This is a genomic window from Rheinheimera mangrovi (genome assembly GCF_003990335.1).
Lineage (GTDB): Bacteria > Pseudomonadota > Gammaproteobacteria > Enterobacterales > Alteromonadaceae > Pararheinheimera > Pararheinheimera mangrovi.
In genome coordinates this window covers 1444083-1467263 of sequence record NZ_CP034683.1, presented here as the reverse complement: position 1 = coordinate 1467263, position 23181 = coordinate 1444083, and the positions used below count along the sequence as shown (strand labels likewise).

Here is a 23181-nt window from a genome sequence, read left to right as displayed (position 1 = left end):
AAAGCAAAACGCCCATCTGTGTAGTACAAAGATGGGCGTAAAGAAACCGGCCAAAAAGTGGTGTTAAGCAGTCGCAGTGCTCTTTTTATTGTGCGCTACAACAAGTCCGATCAAACCTATCACAGCAACGACCACACCTATAGGTTTGCTATATGCTGCAGGTAAGTTCAGGCCAATGCCAGCCGTTGCTATGTAGGCCACAGTCATACTGGTGCCTATCACCGCAGGAACACTGGCAATCCAGTGAAAAGTGCCACGATCAAACAAGTACTTCGTTGCCAGCCACAATACGCTGGTGGATAACAACATATTGGAGAAGGCGAAATAACGCCAAATCAACGAGAAATCCAGCATCGTCATAAAGTAAGCAATAGCTAAAATTGGCACGGACAACAGCAGTCTGTTGCGTAAACTTTGTGGAATATTAAAAGCATCCACTATGGTTAAACGTAATGAGCGGAAGGCTGTATCACCTGAGGTGATAGGAAATACTGCCACAGCCAGAATTGCCATCACACCACCAAAAACGCCCAGATAACTAGTCGCGATATGATTCACCACTAAGCCAGGACCACCCTGAGCCAGCATAGCTTTTAACTCAACATAACCACCAGGAAAGGCTGCAATACCAGCCAAAGCCCAAACACAGGCCACTATACCTTCACAGACCATGGCACCGTAGTAGACAGGACGAACATATTTTTCATTGGTTAAACAACGGGAAATAATAGGTGCCTGAGTAGAGTGGAAACCACTGATAGCGCCACAGGTAATAGTTAAAAACAGCAGAGGCCAGATCGGAGCACCATCAGGATTAGGTGTTAAAAAATCATGTTCATGGTGACCATCAAAATAAGCAAAAATATCAGCAACCTGTGGTAAATGAGGCGCTTCCATTAATAAAGCACCCGCTATTAGGGTTGTCATCACTATCATTAATACACCAAAAGCCGGATACAACTTGGTGATGATTTTGTCGATGGGCAGCAGGGTTGCTAAAAAGTAGTAGGCTAAAATCACTAAGACCCAAAAGGTATTGCCTGCTAACAAAGTGTCCTCAAAATAAGACAAATTACTTAAAAGCCCGGCCGGGCTCATAATAAACACCACACCGACAAAAAACAGCAGCATGGCGGTGAATACAAGCATAACGCCTTTAAAAACAACGTTGTAATAATGACCGGCTATTTCAGGTAAGCTTTTGCCGTCTTCTTTGATACTCATCACACCGGAAAAATAGTCGTGAACTGCGCCACCGATAATATTACCAATCACAATCCATACCAGCGCCACAGGACCATAAACAGCACCTAAGATAGGGCCAAAAATAGGACCTACCCCGGCCACGTTCAGAAACTGGATCAAAAAGGCTTTCATCGGACTAATAGCTACATAATCCACGCCCTCACTAAAACGCTCCTGTGGGGTAATAGCTTTAGGATCTATGCCAGCCTGTTTTTCAACAAAGGGACTATAGAATTTGTAGCCAAGGATAAGTATCGCAATACTGACAAAAAAGATAAGCATAAGGGTAGGTTCCTTTTATTCTCACAGGCTTGTTGGAGGTCGTCATTGCGACCCCCTTAATAAACCGGCATACCATAGCATGGCCACATCAGATGTGACATTAGCGAATAGTCGATAGAGCACGCGCTGCAGCTGGGCTATCAAGTAGTCTAGTCAGCATTGAAACCTAAAGCCTTTCCCCGTCATACAGTTGCTCCACCTGGGTTTGATGCTAAATCCCTATCAACGCAGAAAAAACGACGGAGATTTATGCTGACTTTGTGGCAGCGGAAAAATTTCAACTACAGCCCAACGTCAGTTTATGCGGGTTAAGTTGCATTGCAATATAGAGGATCGCCAGTTAACTTCAATTGACTATAAATACAACAATTTGGATGCCACATGAAAAAACCTGTTATTTCACTGCTAGTTAGTCTTGTGCTTTGCAGCGCAAGCACCAGTGTTTTTGCTGAAAAAATTGCACTGGTTGGTGGCAGGCTGATCGACGGCACAGCTGAAAACCTGATCCGAAACAGCGTGATCCTGATAGACAAAGGCATCATTCAGCAAGTGGGCTCAGTCGACACCCTCAGTGTGCCAGCAGATTACAAAATAGTGTCCACCGAAGGACAAGATGTATTACCTGGTTTATGGGAAAGCCATGCCCATATCCAGCTAACGGGGCACGCCAACTATGTGCACTGGCAAGCCAAATACAAAAGCCGTTTTGCCGATGAAATTATGCCTGCCAGTTTAGTGCAGTTATTGTTGGCCGGAATAACCAGCGTGCGTGATTTAGGTGCGCCGCTTGAAGATACTCAAATCATCAAAGCTAAACTGGCTGCAAACGAAATCCCCGGCCCCACTTTGTATGCCTCTGGCCCATTTTTGCAATGGCAGGTTGATGACTGGCAAAAAAGCTACCGCTGGGCAGTGAAAGATAAAAGTGACGCGATAAAAAAGGTCAATCAGTTAGCCGATGCCGGTATGGACATAGTTAAACTGATTGATCAGGACGACATGCCTCGTGAAGTGGCGGAAACTATAGTGCAACAAGCTCACAAACGTGGGTTAAAAGTTGTCGCACATTCACATAAACCTAATGAAATTCGCCGCGGAGTAGAAATTGGCGTCGATAACTTTGAACACACAGGCCTGACCACAGCACCAGGTTATCCTGATGACGTGCTGACCGCCATTAAAGAGCGCACAGGCACAGGCATGTTTAAAGGTCTGCTGTTTTGGACCCCTACAGTGGAAGGTTTGTGGAGTTATCAGGATACAGTTAAAAATCCTGAGCATTTAGACAATACCTGCTGGCACAGAGGCTTAAAGCCAGACACTATCGCCGATATTCAGCAATCTATTAAAAAACCCGGCCATTTGGGGTATACCCAATTAGTACCACTACGTAAACCCACGTTAAAGCGCAAAATTGAGCAGTTAAAAGATACCGGAGTTGTGATGTTGGTCGGGACTGATGTCGGCATTCCGATGAAATTCCATTGCCAGACCACCTGGCATGAAATGGCGGTTTGGGTAGACGATTTTGGCTTTGACCCTATAGAAACCATCAGAGCAGCGACGTACTGGCCAGCCGTAATGATGGGTGTGCAGGATAAATACGGCTCAGTAACGCCCGGCAAAGTAGCAGACATTATTACTGTTAGGGGTGACGTGCTTAAATATATGAACCTGTTACAACACGTTGATTTGGTGATGAAAAACGGCGTGATCTATAAACAAAATGGTCAGGTGATTGAAGAAGCGCTGAAGCGTTAGGACACACAGCCTAGAGACATTCTAACGCGGGTTGCGCCAAATTCTGCGGCAACCCGCAGCTCACTTGATCGGTAAATAAAGGTCGGTTACTGCCTGATGCTGTGGTACATCAGGGAAAAAACGAACCCGCTCAAAAAACAATGGAAAGTCCCGCAGCTCTGCTTGGGTTTCCTCAAGCCAGACCGAATACAAATACCGTACAACCTGCGCTAGCTGTTCATCTGAACCTGTATGACGGATCATAGCGCAAGGTCCTGCCGGAATTTTCTTCAGTACTATAGCTTCGGAGTTATCAGCCAAATCGCCATCGAATTCACAACATAAATCAAAGCGGTAATCTGCAGCTGGAACTGTCGCAGGATCCTCGTACACCAGATTAAAAGTTCGGCTGACTGCCGGTGTCAATTTCTGACTTTTCCGCCAGTTTATAAAACGCCTGATGCTGTGCATCAGTTGATCAGGTGCGCCTTTGTGTTCAAAAACTGCCACTGAAATGCCAGGAAAATCAATGCGCTGTACTTGATACGCCAGGGGCTCTGTCATAGTTACTCCTGCCAGGTCACTCAATACTTTGTGCTGTTGTTGCCAATAATCCCAGTCTGGAGCTTTTCGAAAACTGCTTGGACTCTGCCCGCTGAGTTGCCGGAACGCACGCGAAAAAGACTCCGCATTTTCAAAACCCGCCTCAAAAGCAATATCGGTCACAGTCAGTTGAGTTCTGAATGCCAGCTGGTAGGCTGCTTTTTTCAGTTTTAAGCTGCGAACAAGAGCAAAAGGACTGATGCCAAAACATAAACTAAACTGGCGATGAAAGTGATACTTGGATAAATGAGCCAGCTTGCTCAGCGCCTCAATATCCAGAGCGGTATCTGTATTGGCTTCAATAAACGCCAATACTTTTTGTAGTCTTTGCCGATAATTAACCACTCTCTGATCCTGCGTTAGGGATAAAACAACTAAATAGTACCCAATGAATCACGGCTTTACCTGACCAAAGTTGCTGTAAAATCAATTGACTGCGCTTTGATGCGACCAGGTAAACAGCTTCTGGCTGGTTTTATTGAGTTATTTTTGATCTGGCAGTTCCGGAATACAATCCCGTAGCAGAGTGGTTTATGCAAAGAGCCCCAGCCCGGAGTAACAAAGAGTAGTTTGGTTTTCACTTGAGTTTGACGCTGTGCAGGTTTTTGGCACCACATCAAAGTCAAAGGGCGGCACCGGATGATCTGTCAGAACAGAACCAAAAAACTGTTTCTGCAATTCCAGTCAGAGACATAGGTTTGCATTGCAGTTCTAAGGTTTTTTACGTACTTAGTTAGGGGTCAGCAGGCCATTAATCTTGGCGTACTGCAGCAACATAATAGTTTTACCGTCTTTAATTTCACCAGTGCTAATCATCGAATAAGCCTGCTCAAAATCCAGTTCCAGTACTTCGATATTTTCCTGCTCATGCGCCAGTCCACCGCCTGCGGACACCTGCATGTCTTCGGCGTATTCAGCCGCGAAAAAATGAATGATTTCGGTCACAGAACCCGGCGACATATAGGCTTCAAACAGCTTTTGCACTTTGTCTACTTTGTAGCCGGTCTCTTCTTCGGCTTCTCGCTTAATGCAGTCTTCCGGATTATCCTGCTCCAGTAATCCAGCGCAGGTTTCAATGAGTAAACCATCGGCATTACCATTGATATAAGTAGGTAAACGGAACTGACGGGTTAAAATTACAGTGCCTTTAGCGCTGTTGTACAACAAAATAGTAGCGCCATTGCCACGGTCATAGGCTTCACGGTGCTGTTGTTGCCATACCCCCTGGTGATTCTGATAGTCAAAACTAAATTTATTCAGGGTGTACCAGTTATCCGACAGCAGGGTTTTCTGAATATTTCTGATTTTAGTGCTCATTTAAAACGACCTGTCCATTTAAATCCATACATCATTTTCGGCTTTTAGCTCGCTTGTGGCGTCGCCAGTATTGACCACACCTTTGGGTTCTACCAGCAGTACTTTGCACTCCTGCACAGCCCTGGGTTTGTGTTTCACGCCTTTAGGCACCACAAACATTTCTCCGGCGGCTAAAGTGACTTTTCCATCTTCAAATTCGATGTCCAACACCCCGTCCATCACAATAAAAACTTCATCGGTGTCAGGATGATCGTGCCAGACAAAATCTCCAGCCACTTTTACCAGTTTAAACTGGTAGTCATTCATTTCTGCGATAACACGGGGTGACCAGTGATTATCGAACTTCGCAAATTTATCTTTAAAATTAATAGCCTGATAACTCATATGATCTTTGGCTCCACCTTTATATCAACTCAAATGCTGTTTAAAAAATTCGATTGTGCGGCCCCACGCCAGCTCTGCTGCCGCCTGAGCATAACGTGGCGTGGTGTCGTTATGAAACCCATGCTGAGTGTCAGGATAGATATAACTTTGGGCATTTTTGCCTGCAGCTTTTAGCGCTTCATCATAAGCTTGAGCTCCGGCATTCACCCGCTCATCGTCACTGGCGTAGTGAATAAGCAAAGGCGCCTGAATAGCCGCCACTTTGTTTAAATCAGCTTGTCGGCCATAAAATGGCACTGCCGCAGCTAAGTCAGGTAACTCAGTTGCAAGGAAGTTCGACATGCCGCCGCCATAACAAAAACCGACCACACCAACTTTGCCATTGCCTTGCGGCAGTTTTTGCAAAATCGCTACGCTGGCAATAAAGTCTTGCCGGGTTTTATCCTGATCCAACAAGGCAAACATGGCGCGGGCTTTGTCTTCATCTCCTGGATAACCACCCAGAGGAAAGAGTGCATCTGGCGCAAATGCAATAAAACCAGCCAAGGCCAGACGGCGTGCCACATCTTCAATATGAGGGTTTAACCCCCGATTTTCATGCACCACCAGCACCAGCGGTAATTTTCCCGTCACTGCCTTGGGTTTAACCAGATAACCCCGTAAATCACCGTAACCTTTTGGGCTTGGCCAGGTCAGATACTCAGAGTCCAGTTGCGGGTCGTCGGGTTGAATTTGCTGGCCCATCGCATAATTTGGCGTCAATGCCTGCAATATAGTCAGGGCGGTCATGCCAGCCACGGCAAACTTTGCAGCCCCTGCCAAAAAGTCGCGGCGACTAATATCTCCATGCACATATTTATCAAATAAACGCAGAGTTTCGGGGTGAAAATCTTTGGCAGTTTTACGATCAGACATAACCACTCCTGGGTTGGCCATTCACTCAGCTCTTTAGATAAAGCTATGTTTTGGGGGCAATTTACATACTGCACCCGACAGCGCTACGGGCACAACCTTTAATTTATCTGCACCACAGCTCTCAGACCAAAACCACAACGAACGGAGAAAGTTGCAAAGTTAATCGCAAAAAAGTGACGCTTTATCGCCTTTTGAAAAAACAAAAACGTCTTATTATGGTTGCTGTACTCTGCGCACTACCAGTTAACAAAGCCGCAGAACACCTTTACAAAAAGCAGCACAAATCACTCATAGGTGCATGATTTTCAATAAATTTACTACGTTCAACAACATTACGAAAAATGAAATCGGTTACATATCAAAAGCCGCAGCCGCAAAATGATGCAACCTTTTCATTGCACTTTGCTTACAACAAAACCCTGACAGCGGTTGTGCATTGAAATAAAAGCATCATAGTTGCTCTGTAATCTCGCCCGTCGTTGAGCACGGCCACTACACTCAGCCAATAAAATAGTGTGGTCGCAAAAAAACAATGACATCAGCTAAGGGTTTGGGAATGAAAAATCAGAGTCAATACCGTCGTCATATTGCATCAAAACGCACTGCATTAAGCCTGGCTATTGGTCAGCTGCTGCTGGGTACAGCCATCAGCTTACCTGCTTACGCACAAGACAAGCAGACTGAACAGAAAGTCGAAGTCATCGCAGTAAAAGGCACTTATAGCAAAAGTCTGGAACAAGCCGTTGATATGAAAAAAGAGAATATTGGTTTCTCTGATTCTATCGTAGCTACAGATATCGCCGATTTCCCGGAGCAAAACCTGGCAGAAGCTCTGCAACGTATGCCTGGTGTCACTATAGAGCGTAACAAAGGCCTGGGCAGCAAAGTCAACGTGCGAAGCCTCCCTTCTGAATTTACTCATGTGTCGATCAATAACCTGGCTACGGCATCAGGCAGTGGTGGCCGTGATGTGGAATTTGATATTTTTGCCTCTGAAATCATCCAAAGCGTTACAGTACAAAAATCTCCTACCGCTGCAGATGAAGAAGGCGGTATCGCAGGTTCAGTACAGATTGGTACAGCTAAACCTTTCGATTACAGCGAAGCTCAATTTGTTGTATCCGCTGAAGGTGCCCATAACTCGATTTCAGAAAAAACCGACCCTAAATTCTCCTTCCTTACCAGCGACACCTGGGGTGACTGGGGCGCTTTAGTGTCTTTCTCTAAAGCAGAACGTAGCAACAGAACTGATTCAAACTCTGGCATCAACTTCCGTCCTATGGGCCGTTTCCTTGAAGCGTCAGCACCACGCTCTACTCAGGCTGCGGCAGTTCTGGAGCGTGACGCAGGCGTGATCGTCAGCAATTTCAAAGATAAAGACGAAACCAGCCGTATTATTTTCCAGGATAAAGTGGGCGACCGTGTTTTCCAAAGCGAGCAGGACAAATGGGGTGGCACGGCTTCATTACAATACAAACCCAGTTCAAGCTTCAGCCTGACTTTTGACGCCATGTTAGGTGGTTATGACAACACCGAAGACGAGTACGATGCTGCCGCCTATTCCGCATCAAGCCGCAGTACCTTAGAGACTATCCACGCTTATGACGATACCACGCTGGCCGACTATGGCATGGTCGTGCTGACAGACGTGTCTTACACAGCCACTCAGCATGAATTTTTAAGCAAAGAACGTATCAATGAAACAGACTTCACTCAATACAGCGCCACTATGGATTGGCTGGTTAACGGGTGGGATATTAATGCTTTAGTCGGGTATTCAGGCGCTGAGAAAACTGCAGACTACGCCAACCTGAAACATGTGGCTTATGCTCCGTCCCGTACCCGCTGGACTGCGAATGGTGGTGAAACCATTAAGAGTGACAACCCGGCCAGTATCGATATGTACAATGCTGCCGACAAATACCTGTTTGAAGCTTATGAAACTCAACTGGAAGAAGTGCAGGACGACAAATACGCTGCTCAGCTCGACTTTAAGAAAGAGCTGGAATGGTCTCTGTTGCCAGCTCTGAGCAGTGTGCAGTTTGGTGTGCGTTACACTGACAAATCCAAAGAACGTAATTACGGTGAAATCAAAATTCAGGGGCCCAAAGCTGGCGACAGTTCATACGTGAACAAACGCACTTTAAAAGACAGTGAGTTAGGTTATGTCACTGATATTGCTTCCGGCGGTGCTTATCAGGCCAAAAACCTGAACTGGATGCAGGTATCGAACGACTATGCCCGCCGCACTTTCCGTTACGAAGGTTTCTTTACTCCATTCCAGGTGAACCAGTACTACCGTGTTGACGAAGCAGTAACTGCTTTATACGCCATGACCAATTTTGATTTCGAAATTGGCAGCTTACCAAGCAAGTTAAACGCCGGTGTGCGTGCAGTGGACACTGACGTAACCTCTTTTGGCTACCACCCAATCCAAAATGAAGATGGCACTACTGGTTATACCAAAGATCCAGTGTCTGCAGATGGCAGCTACAACGATGTATTACCAAGCTTTAACCTGACAGTTGAAGTTGCTGAAGATGTCATTTGGCGTACTGCTGCGTCAGAAACCCTGATGCGTCCGGCCTTAGGCGACATCGCCTACAAACGTACAGTCAGCTGGAACGAATTCCGCTTTAAGGACGGAAACCCGGGTCTGAAGCCAACCAAAGCCAAACAGTGGGAAACCGGTGTTGAATGGTATATGGAAAATGGCGGTATTCTGGCGGCATCTTACTTCTGGAAAGATATCGAAGGTGTAGTACGTGAAGAAATGACCGGCATAGTGAAAGATGTAGAAAAGCGTAATGCAGACGGCTCACTGGATGGTTATTACGACTTTGAAGTGTTCCAACCTGTCAATGCTGAAGGTTCTTACAAAGTTACAGGTCTGGAATTAATAGCCCAGTTACCTCTGACTATGCTGAGCGAATCACTGGACGGTTTTGGTATTAATGCTAACTACACCATGCTGGACAATACCTTAACAGGTGCGTCGGATTTAGATATTCCAACCCCACCTGAAGGTTTAGCAGACAAAACTTACAACTTTACGCTGTACTACGAAAACGATAGCTTTGATGCTCGTGTGTCTTACAACTACAAAGACAAGTACGTAGAGTACATTCACCTGAATATGTACCCGGTATACCGTGACGCCTACGGTCAAACGGATATCGCCTTAGGCTACCAATTGACTGACAACGTCAAGCTGAGCTTAAAAGGCATCAATATGACAGACGAAGAAACCTCAGGTTACACCATGAACCCAGCTTTCCCTGTGATGTATGAGTTTTCTGGCAGACGTGTAAGTTTAGGTCTGCGTGCAGATTTCTAATCCTGTTCTTCAGATTGTTTAAGTGATAAAACTTAGTAAGGCCACAGTATCCCTGTGGCTTTTTTTATTCGGATTACAAGGACAGCTTTACTGATGAAAACTCATTTCTTTGGCACTGTATTGGCTTTATTCTGTCTGCCTGCATTAGCTGCCAAACCAAGCCAGCCGCTTCAAATCGCCTTTTTACCAGACGTACACTTTCACGATGTCTATGCACAATTTTCTGATGACAGCTTTAAAGGCCTTACAAGTAAAAGCACAGGCAAAGCGGCCACTATCCGCACTATGGCCGCTCAGCTGCAATCCACCCGGCTTTTTAACGAAAACTACTTTGCGCTACGCGCAGCTTTAGATGATTTGGTACGTCGCAAGGTCAAACTGGTGGTGCTGCCCGGTGACTTTAGTGACGATGGTCAGACAGTACATATCCGTGGTTTAAAACAGCTTTTGCAGCACTACAGCGCCACTTATGGCCTGAAGTTTTTACTGACGTTGGGCAATCACGACCCGGTACGGCCTTATGCCCAGCCGGCCGGCAAACCCGACTACTTAGGAACAGATGGTCGACCTCTGGCTATCTTTAGTCCGGGTTCAGAGCCTTGCACCAGCTCAGATAAAGCAGTGGTTTGCACCGAAGAAGTAAAAGAGCTGGGGTACGCAGAATTAACAGCCGAACTTGCCGATTTTGGTTTTTACCCCAAAGCCGAAGATTTGTATTGGGAAACACCCTACAGCAACTACGCTCAGGCTCAATACAACTACAGCGAAGCTTTGGCCCAGTCTGATTTAACTCAACGTCAGTTTGAAATTTGTCAGCAAGGTGCCGGCGGCGCTTATAAAAAACCAGGCTACAGCAATTGTCATATTATTCCTGACGCCAGTTATCTGGTGGAACCAGTGCAAGGACTATGGTTATTGGCCATAGACGCCAATGTCTACAAACCTAAAGCCTCCTCACCCAACACAAGCACAGGCAAAGCCAATCAAGCCGCGGACTTTGAAGGCTCAGGCAATGCTGGTTACAACGCTATGTTTGACTACAAGCCGCAAGTGATAGCCTGGGTGAAGCAAGTGGCAGAGCGGGCCAAAATTCAGGGTAAAACCCTTATCACTTTTAGCCATTATCCGATGATCGAGTTTTATCAGGGCCAAACCCAACCTATTGCTGCTTTATTAGGTGAAGAGCGTGGACAATTGTCACGCAGCCCACACCAACAAATCAGCCACAGCTTAGCCGACTTAGGAGTCAAGCTGCATATTGGTGGCCATATGCATCTGAATAATACCGCCGTCGTTCATTCAGACAACGGCAATAGTCTGGTTAATATTCAGGCGCCCTCTTTAGCCGCTTATGTGCCAGCCTATAAATTACTGACGCTGACAAGCAAAGATCAAGTGAAGGTTCAAACCATAGTGCTGGAGCAGGTACCGGGCTTTGATCAGCTGTTTGAGCATTATCAAAAGGAATGGCAGCAACTGAAGCAAGACCAGCTGCCGTTATGGGATGCCCGTATTTTGCAGGCCAAAAACTATCGGGAATTTGCTAATGGCCACTTACGCGAGCTAACCCGTTTACGCTTCTTACCCAAAGACTGGCCGGACGAACTGCGGCACTTGTTGCTTGCTTTAAATGCTGAGCAAATGCTGGTGCTCTCTCAGTTAAACAGCGACGTCAAGCTCAAAGAGTTTACCCCCGAGCTCTTGCAGCAACTGAGCCAAAGCCCTGAATGGCAGCATGCCAGAACAAAGGCTATAGCTCAAACCTCAGCTGCAGGGTTACGCCTGGAGGATTTAGCCAGCTGGACAGGTTTTGATTTAGTCTTCGACTTTTACAGGCTGCAAAACGCAGGCGAACTGGCTCTGCCTGACATTACTGCACAGCGCCTGAAACAATATGGCTTTTTTACGTCAGTCTGGCAGCAACCGGCCACAGCAGCAAAAGTTCAGCATTGGCAAAACTGGACTCTGACACAGTACAGCCAGTACCAGTTTTCAGCTTTGTTTCACATCATTGATGGCTTTTTGCGAGGTCAGCCTAATGCTGATTTTATGCTGAATATGCAGACAGGCGAACTAAAGGCGCTGCACAACATTCAGGCCAGATAACGTCTGAATGTTGCGCTCTATAGTGCGAGAGAGCGAAATACGAAGCTCACTGAGGCAGTTGTTCTATCTGGCTCAGCTGAGCTTTTAATCTGTTGATCTCACTGCTGGTCTCCTCCAGCTTTTGCCGGTATTTCACTACTTTGTCTTTTTTACCGTCCAGCTCTGCCTGCTGTAAATCAGCCTGATACCGCACCAACTTTTTATTGGCGTCAGCCAGTTTCTCCGTCAATCCCTCTTTTAATCTATTGTCACTGCAATTTGTTCTGGCGTTATCCAGCGCCATTTGTAAACCGGCAAGCTTATTGGTGTCGCCAGTTTGTTTTGCCATAGTGAGTTGAACTTCCATTTCACAGAATTTCTGTTCACAACCTTTCAACGCACTGCAGCTGGCCTGCGTCTGAGCCAGCGAAGGAGTTGCTGCGGCCAGGGCGGCCAGACATAAAGCGACAACAAGCGGACCTGAAAAAATAGTTGGTGTGGGCATCATTTCAATTTCCTTGTTAAAGACGTTAATTGCGACTACATGCCACAATATGCTTTAAAGCTAGCAGCTGATACTGAACTCAAACTTAAGTTCTGCTATCTGTTTTTCTGTCCGTCCTTGCAAACACCTTCCTGATGCCGGAATTTTTTTCGTAAACTTGTGTGTAACATGTAACTACAATCTACCACCACGATCACTGGCTGCTTACCACCCCGTTGCACTTTCACGTAACCACCAGTTTCAGCAGTCATCCAGTTTATTAATCTTCAGCTATGAGCGAATAGCGGACATTAACGCCCCGCGCATGCGCGCGAACTTGTGAGCGTCGCAGGGGCCGCAGGCCCCGAATGACGCGGATTGTTAAGTATCACTTTTTATCCGTAATTGCAGTTAACCCTTTAACTTGGAACCACTTCTTAGCTGGCAGCAAATGAGATGAAAATCTGTTCCCTGCCTTGCCAACTTTAACGCAGGATTTAATTAAATTATCCATAGCAACATCGATACCTACATCTTTGTATGCTATTGACGGAGATCCTTCAGTGAAGCAATTAACTTTAGGGTGTTTTATTGCTTCAAGATAATCATCAAAAGTATCACGAGCTACAGACATACCGTAAATACGCCAAGCATATTTTTTACCCAAATAATGACCATCATTGGCGCTATGCGATACTCTTGTGTCAGATTTCTCTGTCTCTACTTTGCGCAGTTGTTCACCAAGAGTTCTTGCAAAGTAATGACTCACAGATGGATTCACTTCATCAGCTTTTGCGGTTGCTGAAATATCAACCCAATTAATACCCGCAATTACTTCGTAGCCAATGTTGTAGCGTTCACCATGAATCGACCAGACTTTCTTAGACAGTTTGTTGCCTCATAAAGTACTGCTTTTCAAATACAGCAGGAGGCAGATCACCACTGTACCCATGTTTGCGTTTGATGTTATAGAACATTTCGATGTAATTAAAGATATCCGACTTCGCTTCTTCTCTGGTTACATACACTTTTCGCCTGACCCGCTCTCGCTTTAACAACTGGAAAAAGCTTTCTGCACACGCATTGTCATGGCAATTACCGCGACGACTCATACTGGCTTTGAGGTTGTGTTCTTTTAAAAAGCCTTGCCATTCGTAGCCAGTAAACTGGCTGCCTTGGTCGGAATGAACAAGGACTTCCTGCTTGGGTTTTCTGCGCCAGATCGCCATTAGTAACGCTTTGAGCACCACATCCGCATCCATTCTCGGCTGCATCGACCAACCAACAACCTGACGCGAGAACAAGTCCAGTACGACCGCCAGATACAGAAAGCCTTCATGGGTTTTGATGTAAGTTATATCGGTGACCCAAACCCGATTCGGTTCTGTGACATCAAACTCGCGTTGCAACACATTCTGCGCCACCACCGCAGGCTTGCCATGGTAGTGGCCTTTCCGTCTGCGGTATCCCACTTGCGCACTCAGCGTTTCCTGCTTCATCAGCCTGGCCACGCGGTTTTTACTGCATCGTTCGCCTAAATCTTTCAAATCGCTGGTGACTTTGCGATAGCCATAAACACAGCCACTTTCCAGCCACGAATGCTTAATTAACCCTAACAAGCGGTTGTCTTCCAAGGTCCGGCCAGAATGTGGCTGTTTTAACCATGCATACAACCCGCTGCGCTGAATATTCAGCACCTGACACATCAGTTGCACCGGATAGTGAGCCAGTCTGGATTTTATGAACGTGTACTTTTCTTTGACTCCACGGCAAAGTACACGGCGGCCTCCTTTAATATATCGCGTTCCATCGTCACCCGTTTCAGTTGTTTCTCTAACTCACGGATCTTGGCTTCCTGCTCAGAAACCTGTTGATAATGTTCGCTGTTGCTGCCGTATTTTTTAAGCCACAGGTAAAGACTGTTTGTAGAGATGTCTAAACGCTTCGCAACGCTCGCCACAGAATGGCCGCGCTCCGTAATTTGCTTGACTGCTTCAATCTTAAATTCTTCTGGAAACCGTTTTGTCGTCATTTGTCCCCCTTAACACACTGCATTGTAATGCTATTTTGTGTCTAGGAAACTCTGGTCGATTCATCCGTTTTCAAAGGCAGCAGGCCCGCAAGTCGAACATTTTTCTGCCTTCTTTCATGATTTTTTCTCATGCCAAACTAACGCTGATGTACCTCTATTTCAACCGATTTTTCTGAAATCAGTAAATTTGCGTGCAACAAAATTTATACAAGCAATACGCTAGTTGTTCTTAAATTTACTCAAGCTAGATATATGGGATTTTAACCAGTGGTTTGGGCTAATAAAGGGAGAGATGAATAGAGATTGACTAGAAAGCCCAATATCGGCTTCCGGCACAAAGCCACTATTCGATACAGTCGCGCTATTTAGTGAAATAGGCGGTGCTGTCAGTTTGCAACGGGTAGTGCAATTGACTTGCAAATAGGTGGTGTATTAAATGAAATTAACCATTGTGCTTACAACCCCTGAGCTGAACGCTGGATCGCCGCTTCAATAGCTGCCAAAGCCTGCGGGCTGTTTTTCCAACAACTGGTTCTGAGCATAGCGGCTACCCGCTCCGCAATTTCAGCGGCACTGTGACTGGCTAGTTTCTCAAAGGAGTCCAGCCCAATTTGTTCAAAACGCTGTATCACTGTAGGCCCAACACCTTTGAGCTGTAATAAAGCGGTTTTTTCCTGTTCAGTAAAAGCCATCGCAACCTCATGCTGGATCGTTGTTTACAGCGTTATAACATGAAAGTACAAGAAGCGGGAACGCAGCAGGACGAACTGACTACCAGCAGCGGCAGCAGTAGATGAATACGATGAAGAAAAGGATCCGGCCTGATGGCCAGATCCAGCACTGAGGGGGCTGTAGCTAATAGTTAGAAGCTAACACCGTAGTTAGCATCGACTAACTCACTCACCTGCAATTGATCCACTGTAGGCAGAGCTTTAAACCACTCTGTGATCACTGTGATATCGTCCTGCGTGGCAGAACCATAACGGTGCGCTGACCAGATAAAAGCTTCAAACTGAGTTTTATCACCACCACCGGCCATCACCAGATCGCGGCTTTCAATCAAACTGATGAATTGGTCCAGTAATTTGCTGAAATCCTGATCAGACTCCAGGCCTAATGAGCAGGACAACATAAAACCGTATTCAGTAAATTCGCCCATGTAGAGCTTTTTCTGTAAACGACGGCTTTTAGGTTTAGACATGAGATCTCCTCGACGCACCTACCGGAAATTCGGCCTGATGCTTAGTTAACACACTAGGGTATTGCTATAGGATCTCGTTATCAGGGCCTGATAAGCAAGCTTTTTTAGAAAAGAAACGAAATAACAACGTTCAACTCCTTGCTAAGCTTCGCAAAACCAGCGAACTGATATATGATGCGCGGCCGAAAATTTGACCACACCAACCAGCCTATGCACTCTTCAAATGCGCTTTACACAGACCTATCCGGTTATTACGACCTGATGTGTGCTGACATTGACTATCAGGCGCAAAGCCAGAGCGCGCGCAGGTTGCATCAATTTTTTGGTGGTGATGGCAGAACTCATCTGGATTTAGCTTGTGGTACCGGCCCACATATCCGGCATTTTTTGGATGCCGGTTATCAAAGCAGTGGGCTGGATTTAAATCAGCCTATGCTGGATAAAGCCCAGCAGCGTTGCCCTGAAGCCAGCTTTATGTTGCAAAACATGTGTGATTTTCAACTGGAACAGCAGGTTGATCTAATTACTTGCTTTTTATACTCCATTCACTACAGCGCCAGTATTCAAAACCTCAAATCCTGTATTGATAGCGTATTTAAAGCACTAAAACCAGGTGGCGTGTTTTGTTTTAACGCGGTAGATAAAGACAAAATCGACAATAACTCTTATGTTCGACACAGCGCAGTGCTGGACAAGGATCACTTTGTGTTTGAATCTGGCTGGAATTACAGCGGTACAGGTGAGAGACAAACCCTCAATCTGAGTATCGAAAAAACCACAGCTGATTTAAAACAGCTGTGGCAAGACCAACACCCTATGGTTGCTGTTAGTTTTGCCGAGCTGGAATTGTTACTTAGCACTTACTTCGAAGTGCATATTCTTGAACATGATTACGAGAAAATTGCGGCCTGGGACAAAAATTCAGGAAACGCGCTTTTTGTCTGTATCAAAAGCTAAAACCGCTTTAAATCACAGTCAAACACAACAGCACTAAGGCCACGGCAGCTGGCAGCGCCTGCACATATAGTATTTTTTTCCCTACAGTCATAGCACCATACAGGCCGGCGATCAGCACACATAACAGGAAAAACACTTTCACATCAAAGCCGGCCTCGCCCTGATACAAGCCCCACAACAAACCCGCGGACAAAAAGCCATTGTATAACCCCTGATTGGCAGCCATCACTTTGGTGATAGCGGCTTTTTCCGGTGTCAGGCCAAACACCTTCATGCCTTTAGGCTTGTCCCATAAAAACATTTCCAGTACCAGAAAATACAGATGCAGTAATGCCACCAGAAGTATCAGCAGGTTTGCGATCAACGCCATCTCTTTGTCCTCATCAGCGCAATAAGTTTTATCCTACATCAGCAGCTTAGCCCTAAACTACTGATTTTTCTGCTGCAAAAGCTTAAACAGCCATCAATAGGCAAAAGGTCAGTTTTATTCAATACAACAGTGATGGGAAAGCTCATAGTCAGCGCTTTGTTGAATCAATACAGGAGCACCACTATGACTTTATCCCTTATGACCTCTATGGCGTTATTCGCCTTTGCCGCATCATTTTCACCAGGCCCGGTGAATCTGGTCTCCGTCAGTAATGGTGCCCGTTATGGCCTTGGCAAAGGGCTGAGCTTTATCACTGGTGCAACTCTGGGGTTTATCCTGTTGTTTTTCGTCATAGGTTTTGGCTTGCATCATGTACTGGCGGCTTTGCCTTTGCTGACTCAGGTACTGCAATGGCTTGGCATCGCTTTTTTGCTGTATCTGAGTTATCAGTTATTCAGTGACAATGGCGAGCTTTCTGACAATTCAGAGGCGAAGGCGCCGAATTTTATAACAGGTGCCTTAATGCAATGGCTGAACCCCAAGGCCTGGCTGGCCTCTTTGTCTGGTATAGCCGTTTATATTCCGCAAGCTCATACCGATCAATTGCTGATATTTGCGGGTCTTTATCTGCCTATTTGCTGGTTGTCGCTGGCGGCATGGCTTTGGGCTGGTATTGTGTTACGTCATTATTTGCAAAGTCCGGCCAGAATGCGCATGCTGAATAAAACGCTGGCGTTGTTACTTGCTGCCAGTTGTATCCTGATCCTGCTCTAATCCTGTTCAGATACTGAGCGGCGATACTGATCCGGTGTCGCTGCAACCCGTTGTTTAAATACCCGCTGAAAGTGCGCCTGATCACTAAAGCCTGTAGTTTGAGCCACAGCTGAAATAGCCTGCCCCAGTTTTAATGCCTGCTGCCCCAGCTGCACCCGCCGGTTTAACCTGTAGGCATGAGGTGTCATATTAAAATGGCGTTTAAAGGCCCGAACCAGATAGCCTGCACTGTAACCAAATTCAGCGCTGATACTGTCTATTGCCCTGTCTTCCTGACAATGTTCACTCAGATAGGCAGCCACCTTATACAGAGGGTTGGCGGGTAACAGATCCTCAGTGCTCTGGTTTTGCTGATCCAGCTGTAAAAACAACCTGGCCAGGTAAGCCTTTAGCTTTTGTTCTTTTTCCGCAGAGCTATACTGCGCCGACATCAGAAGTTCAGCCAAAACCACAAAGCTCTCAAACAATGCTGTTTCACAAAGCGTGTCGACTTTGGTATCACGCCACAAAGCGCTGGTTCTGATGCCTGCTTGTTGTAAAAAGTCCGCTAACCAGTTTTTATCCAGATGCATCATGTAATAAGCCCATGGCGAATTCTGGCGTGGGTTGCAGGCATGCACTTGATCCGGGTTCATCACCACCAATGCCCCCTGCTCCACATAATGCAGCCGGTCGGCACAAAGAAACTCACTTTGCCCAGCCAGAATTGCGCCAACAGACCACTGCTGATGTGAATGAGGTGCATAAGTTACCTTACGTCCATCCTGGACCAAACGTAGCTCCAGATAAGGTAAGCTTGGGTTGCGCCAAAACAGCGGGTGAGTTGAGGGAGTCATTTAGTTGTCTGCCTGTCCTTTTGTAAGATTTGCTAAGGGGATCCGGATCTGATCCGCATCAGCAATTGCTGATAAACACCGGATTTTTTCAGTTCAGTGATACCTGCATCCAGAGCTGCTGCTCTTTTACTACTTTGGGGATTCTCTTTGCTAAATGCCAGATAAATTTCGCTACGATAGTTCAGCTTACCGCGTTGAATATTGTTTTCCTTGCTCCCTTCTTGTTGCAGGTAATAACGCAGTACGTCATCAAAAAATATCGCCAAATCCAGCTTACCACCATTGAGCAAACCAATCAGCTGGCTGTGAGTGGACACCTGAACCAATTGAAATCGGTGTTTATGCTGCTCGTATAAATCCCCATACTCATAACCTAGTATCACTCCCACTACAGTACCATTTGGGATTTGCGCTGCAGAATCATAGGGCTGGGGTGTGCGATAGTAATAAAAGGACGAATCGGCGGTAAATAACGGAATTTTATGCAGGGTAAATTCCTGCTCTGTGTTTTGCTGGCGGGTTACATTCCAGCAAGCATCAGTCGTGCCCTGACGGGTAGAATGCAAAGCGCGGGCATAAGGCACAACTACAGTGCTGATCTGATAACCCTGAGTGGCAAAAGCAGCTTTGACCAACTGTTCAGAAAGCCCCTGCCCCTGATGATCAGAAAATGGTGGCCAGTTATCCTCCGCCGCAATACGGATAGGCATGGTTGGCTCAGCAGACAGAGGCTCATCCTGACTTAGCGCAGAAACAGACCAGATGATGAGCCAGAAGAACAGGTGGAATCGCAAATGACAAACTCTGTAAACTACTGTTGCAGTAAAGATAAACCAGATCAAAACAAGCCACCAGCGGCCGCTTTGATCTGAAACATTATTCGTTGAACAATTCCCGGATGAACTCCCGTCACTTCGCTGTAAAACCTACCACCATACAGCGTGCTACACTGAATCGCTGATATGCATCACACCGCATAACTTCACAGGTACAAGTTACTCTATGTACAAAGTACAACTGTTAGCGGCTTCAAGGATACTTATGCAATTTATCAAGCGCGGCTTAATCAAACACAAAAACCTGCTGTTGTTTATTGCAGTGACTGGCATTTTAGCCGGCTGTGCCACACAACCTCTGTCAGGCCATAGCGAAACAGAACCAGTGAGTTTCGTCACTGGGCTTATTCATGGTTTCTGTATCGTATTTAGCTTAGTTGGCAGCTACTTTACCGACGTGCGTATCTACGCCTTCCCGAACTCGGGCGGCTGGTACGATATTGGTTATGTAATAGGCGCAGCCATGTTTCTCGGCGGAAGCGGCGCCAGCGCACGCTAACAAAGCCAGATCCCACCAGGTTCCAACCCGGCAAATAGCTAGCCTGTGTGCCGGGGTGATCAGGTTCAAGCGACACCACTCTGCTTTCAGTCGGTTCAGGTTTTAACTAACTGAATTATTTCATCAGCTTAACCAGCAAATATTACCTTCGGTCGCAATTTAAGCAGATCACCATCTGGCTCTGTATGCTTTTTACGCAGCTTTGCTATTGTTGCTTTTGGTGCTGACAAGTCATCACTGCGCGGTGCAGAACTGCCAGACAATAAAACGAACCCTTGATGCAACAAAGGGAAATCTGCTTCCACTTCCAGAGACAATAAAAAATGAAAAATACCACCTCTGTACCACAGTTTAAAGCCACGCGGCTTTCGGTGTTTAAGGCTGCCCTGCTTCCGGCGGGTTTGCTGTGCTGCCTAATGGGAGCCAGTGCAGTTCAAGCCGCTGTGCTGATGAAACCTACTGCAGCTGCAGCTCTGAATTACCCACAGGCGCTGACACCGGAAAAGGTCAATCCAGCCATTACGCCACCAGAAAAAGTATTAGGTTTTCCTGTAGGTCAGCGCACCGCCACACCAGAACAAATTAATGAATTAATCAAACTTTGGGCCAAAGAGAGTGACCGTATTTCTTATCAACAATACGCCACCAGTTATGAAGGCCGGCCACTGCATTTATTAGCTATTTCTACGCCAAAAAACCTTGCCGCTTTGCCGGATATTCAGCAAAAAGTGCAATTGCTGGCACAACCTCAAGGCAAATCGTCAGGGCAGATTGAGCAGGCCATTAAAGAGTTACCTGCCATAGCCTGGATGGCCTATTCCATTCACGGCAATGAATCCTCAGGTGCAGACGCCGCTTTGGCTTTAATTTATCAATTGATCGCAGCCGACGATGCAGAAGTAAGCGCACTGCTTGAGAATATGGTCGTGCTGGTTGACCCCATGATGAACCCGGACGGCCGCGCCCGTTTTACCAAAATGCTGGAACAACACAGAGGCACTGCACCTAATGTCGATGGCCAGTCCATGTTGCATACAGGGGTTTGGCCTTTTGGCCGCTCTAACCACTATTACTACGACTTAAACCGCGACTTTTATTTCCTGCAGGCACCTGAAACCCGCGGCCGAGTTGCCTTGATTAACCAGTGGTACCCGCAATTGATGATCGACGGCCATGAAATGGGCAGCGATGACACTTTCCTGTTTGGTCCGTCCCGCGAACCGATCAACAGCAATATTCCACAGAGTAAACATAAGTGGGGCAAAACTTTTGCGGTCGATCAGGCTGCAGCTTTTGATCAGAATAAGTGGACCTATTACACAGGCGAATGGTTTGAAAACCTCTATCCGGGTTACTCCAACTATGCCGAATACCGTGGTGCTGTGCATATTTTGTATGAGCAGGCCCGCACTGCAGAAGATGGTATTCAACTGAATAATGGCGTCATCCGCACTTATCAGCAGTCAGTACATCACCAGTTAGTCAGCTCCATAGCCAACCTGAAAACTCTGGCCGCCAACAGCAAAGCCATGTACCGGGATTTTGTTGACGACCGGAAGTTAGTCACCTCAGGCGACAGCCCTTATGCCAACAAAAGTTATGTGGTACTGCCTACGGCTAACCGCAAGCGGCTGGAGCATTTTGTCTCCTTGTTACAGGCACAAAATATTGAAGTTCAGCAACTGACTGCGCCTACCTCTGTCAGCCGGGTTACTGATCAACTGGGACAAACATTCACCCAAAAAAACCTGCCCAAAGGCGCTGTGGTGATTAACGCCCGCCAGCCGGAAGCCCGTTTACTGAACGCTATTCTGGAGTTTAATGCCAACATTAAAGATGAAGTACTGCTGGAAGAATACCAGCGTACTTTACGCGACGGCAGTTCCCTGATGTATGACAACACAGCCTGGAATATGACCATGATGCAGGGCTTAACAGCGCTGGAAGTAGGCGAAGAAATTACCGACAATCTAAAAGCTTACGAAGCAGCCCCACTGCTAAGTGCAGCAAAAGATGAAAACCTTGGCTGGCTGGTAAATGGCGACGATGATGCATCTGTAGCTTTTGCAGCGCGGCTGATGGAGCAAGGTGTGCAAGTGCGGTTAATCGACAAAGCAGGTCAGCTGGGCAGCTTGGTATTTAACCGCGGCACTGTGACAGTGCTTCGCAGTGACAATCCACAACATGCTGATTTAGCAGAAAAGGTAGCCATTGCAGCTAAAGATGTTCATACCGACTTACAAAGCCTGACTCAGGGCTTAGGGGATGGCGATTTACCTGATATTGGCGGCGCACATTTCCGTTTATTACAGGCACCTAAACTGGCGATTGTAGGCCAGAGTGGCGTCAGCCAGCTGGATTTTGGTGCTATCTGGCATATGGTGGATACCCACCTGGGCATTCGCCATAGCCATCTGGATCTGAATGCATTAACCAGAGCGGATTTACGTCAGTACAACGTTATTGTGCTGCCTCATATGACGGCAAAGCTGGACCCATCCGCTATTGCTGCGTTAAAAAGCTGGGTTGAAGCTGGAGGTACCTTAATCAGCGTGGACGGGGCTACAGCGCAAGTAATGGCCGGTGGTTTATCAGCTGTTAAACCATTGGCAAACGCCATTGAAGAGGCCGCAAAATATGATTTATCGCTGCAACGCGAATGGCTGGCCAGTCAAACTGTGTTAGCCAACAAAGCCGCCATCAATAGTTATCTGGTGCCAGAGCGCATCAGCCTGCCGTGGCTTGCCGATGAAAAAATCAAAGGGCTCGACAAAGATCAGCTAAAAATCTGGGAACAATGGTCCGCACACTTTATGCCATCTGGCGCTATTCTGGCCGGACGGGTGGATCAAAAACACTGGCTTACCTTTGGTAGTGAAAACCAGCTGCCTTTGCTGTTCAGTAACCATCCGCTACTGATGTCGGACGATACCTCTGAAGCTGCAGTACGTATTGGTGTGATGACAGAAAACAAAATGGTGTCATCCCGTAAACTGGGTTGGTCGACTTTGCCAGCTGGTCAGGATGTGCGGGTACGGATGAGTGGTTTGTTATGGCCTGAAGCGGCGCAGCGGGTTACCAACACAGCTTATCTGACCCGCGAAAGCAAAGGCAATGGTCAAGTCATTCTGTTTGCCGGTCAGCCGGTCGTTCGTGGCGCCACCAAAGGCACTGAACGTTTACTGCTGAATGCCATTGTTTATGGTCCGGGTTTAGGTGCTTCCACCCCTGTAAAACTCTGAATTGATGGGCCATGTTTAATTTTTAACAGCATGGCCCGCAAT

The 23181-nt window shown here is 46.6% G+C and carries 20 protein-coding genes; 7 read left to right on the top strand and 13 right to left on the bottom strand.

Annotated features, from left to right (window positions below):
• Positions 1-63: 63 nt before the first annotated feature.
• Complete coding sequence (locus tag EK374_RS06665) at positions 64-1527, bottom strand: carbon starvation CstA family protein (protein ID WP_127021298.1); 1464 nt, start codon at positions 1525-1527, stop codon at positions 64-66.
• A 381-nt stretch (positions 1528-1908) separates the two neighbouring features.
• On the opposite strand from EK374_RS06665, the gene EK374_RS06660 reads away from it, so the two are divergent.
• Entirely contained in the window at positions 1909-3288 is a 1380-nt protein-coding gene (locus EK374_RS06660) for an amidohydrolase family protein (RefSeq protein ID WP_127021296.1), read from the top strand.
• A gap of 60 nt (positions 3289-3348) precedes the next feature.
• Here the strand turns inward: EK374_RS06660 and EK374_RS06655 are convergent, their stop codons facing one another.
• The 4 genes from EK374_RS06655 to EK374_RS06640 all read right to left on the bottom strand — a co-directional run bounded on the left by EK374_RS06655 (position 3349) and on the right by EK374_RS06640 (position 6486).
• Positions 3349-4215 carry an AraC family transcriptional regulator gene (locus EK374_RS06655; RefSeq protein ID WP_127021294.1) on the bottom strand — a complete coding sequence of 289 codons (867 nt, stop codon included), beginning with the start codon at positions 4213-4215 and terminating at the stop codon, positions 3349-3351.
• Positions 4216-4599: 384 nt separating this feature from the next.
• Positions 4600-5187: a GDP-mannose pyrophosphatase NudK gene (nudK, locus tag EK374_RS06650; RefSeq protein WP_127021292.1), complete on the bottom strand. Its 588-nt coding sequence runs from the start codon at positions 5185-5187 to the stop codon at positions 4600-4602.
• An 18-nt stretch (positions 5188-5205) separates the two neighbouring features.
• Positions 5206-5571, bottom strand: a complete 366-nt coding sequence (locus tag EK374_RS06645) for a cupin domain-containing protein (protein ID WP_127021290.1) — start codon at positions 5569-5571, stop codon at positions 5206-5208.
• A 24-nt stretch (positions 5572-5595) separates the two neighbouring features.
• The gene (locus tag EK374_RS06640) at positions 5596-6486 is read right to left on the bottom strand and encodes a dienelactone hydrolase family protein (protein ID WP_206099295.1); all 891 of its coding nucleotides are present in this window, start codon (positions 6484-6486) and stop codon (positions 5596-5598) included.
• A 556-nt stretch (positions 6487-7042) separates the two neighbouring features.
• Here EK374_RS06640 and EK374_RS06635 point away from each other — a divergent pair.
• Together EK374_RS06635 and EK374_RS06630 are read left to right on the top strand one after the other, a co-directional pair.
• Positions 7043-9823: a TonB-dependent receptor gene (locus EK374_RS06635; RefSeq protein ID WP_127021286.1), complete on the top strand. Its 2781-nt coding sequence runs from the start codon at positions 7043-7045 to the stop codon at positions 9821-9823.
• A gap of 93 nt (positions 9824-9916) precedes the next feature.
• On the top strand, positions 9917-11929 hold the full coding sequence (locus tag EK374_RS06630) for a metallophosphoesterase family protein (RefSeq protein ID WP_127021284.1): 2013 nt from the start codon (positions 9917-9919) through the stop codon (positions 11927-11929).
• 46 nt (positions 11930-11975) lie between these two features.
• Here the strand turns inward: EK374_RS06630 and EK374_RS06625 are convergent, their stop codons facing one another.
• The 5 genes from EK374_RS06625 to EK374_RS06605 all read right to left on the bottom strand — a co-directional run bounded on the left by EK374_RS06625 (position 11976) and on the right by EK374_RS06605 (position 15625).
• Entirely contained in the window at positions 11976-12416 is a 441-nt protein-coding gene (locus tag EK374_RS06625) for a DUF1090 domain-containing protein (RefSeq protein WP_127021282.1), read from the bottom strand.
• A 364-nt stretch (positions 12417-12780) separates the two neighbouring features.
• Positions 12781-13173: a hypothetical protein gene (locus tag EK374_RS06620; protein ID WP_127021280.1), complete on the bottom strand. Its 393-nt coding sequence runs from the start codon at positions 13171-13173 to the stop codon at positions 12781-12783.
• Positions 13174-13273: 100 nt separating this feature from the next.
• Positions 13274-14424, bottom strand: a protein-coding gene (locus EK374_RS06615; protein WP_127019331.1) for an IS3 family transposase whose coding sequence is annotated in 2 segments (ribosomal slippage) — positions 13274-14187 and positions 14187-14424 — 1152 coding nt in all. Because the reading frame shifts where the segments join, the coding sequence is not laid out codon by codon here.
• Between the two features lie 455 nt (positions 14425-14879).
• A complete protein-coding gene (locus EK374_RS06610; RefSeq protein WP_127021278.1) occupies positions 14880-15116 on the bottom strand; it encodes a helix-hairpin-helix domain-containing protein in 237 nt (78 codons plus the stop codon).
• Between the two features lie 170 nt (positions 15117-15286).
• Positions 15287-15625 (bottom strand): YggL 50S ribosome-binding family protein, encoded by a 339-nt coding sequence (locus EK374_RS06605; protein WP_127021276.1) that lies wholly within the window; start codon positions 15623-15625, stop codon positions 15287-15289.
• Between the two features lie 171 nt (positions 15626-15796).
• Here EK374_RS06605 and EK374_RS06600 point away from each other — a divergent pair, with 171 nt between their 5' ends.
• The gene (locus EK374_RS06600) at positions 15797-16582 is read left to right on the top strand and encodes a class I SAM-dependent DNA methyltransferase (protein ID WP_325049716.1); all 786 of its coding nucleotides are present in this window, start codon (positions 15797-15799) and stop codon (positions 16580-16582) included.
• Positions 16583-16589: 7 nt separating this feature from the next.
• Here the strand turns inward: EK374_RS06600 and EK374_RS06595 are convergent, their stop codons facing one another.
• Positions 16590-16952, bottom strand: coding sequence for a DUF1304 domain-containing protein (locus EK374_RS06595; protein WP_127021274.1), 363 nt, complete (start codon positions 16950-16952; stop codon positions 16590-16592).
• A gap of 183 nt (positions 16953-17135) precedes the next feature.
• Here EK374_RS06595 and EK374_RS06590 point away from each other — a divergent pair, with 183 nt between their 5' ends.
• Positions 17136-17726 (top strand): LysE family translocator, encoded by a 591-nt coding sequence (locus EK374_RS06590; RefSeq protein WP_127021272.1) that lies wholly within the window; start codon positions 17136-17138, stop codon positions 17724-17726.
• On the opposite strand, the gene EK374_RS06585 is transcribed toward EK374_RS06590, so the two are convergent.
• Entirely contained in the window at positions 17723-18562 is an 840-nt protein-coding gene (locus EK374_RS06585; RefSeq protein ID WP_127021270.1) for an AraC family transcriptional regulator, read from the bottom strand. The genes EK374_RS06590 and EK374_RS06585 overlap by 4 nt on opposite strands.
• Positions 18563-18594: 32 nt before the next feature.
• Entirely contained in the window at positions 18595-19272 is a 678-nt protein-coding gene (locus EK374_RS06580; protein ID WP_127021268.1) for a substrate-binding periplasmic protein, read from the bottom strand.
• 331 nt (positions 19273-19603) lie between these two features.
• Between EK374_RS06580 and EK374_RS06575 the strand changes: the two genes are divergently transcribed.
• Both EK374_RS06575 and EK374_RS06570 read left to right on the top strand, forming a co-directional pair.
• Entirely contained in the window at positions 19604-19897 is a 294-nt protein-coding gene (locus EK374_RS06575) for a hypothetical protein (protein ID WP_127021266.1), read from the top strand.
• Positions 19898-20220: 323 nt separating this feature from the next.
• The gene (locus tag EK374_RS06570; RefSeq protein WP_127021264.1) at positions 20221-23139 is read left to right on the top strand and encodes a M14 family metallopeptidase; all 2919 of its coding nucleotides are present in this window, start codon (positions 20221-20223) and stop codon (positions 23137-23139) included.
• Positions 23140-23181: the final 42 nt, after the last annotated feature.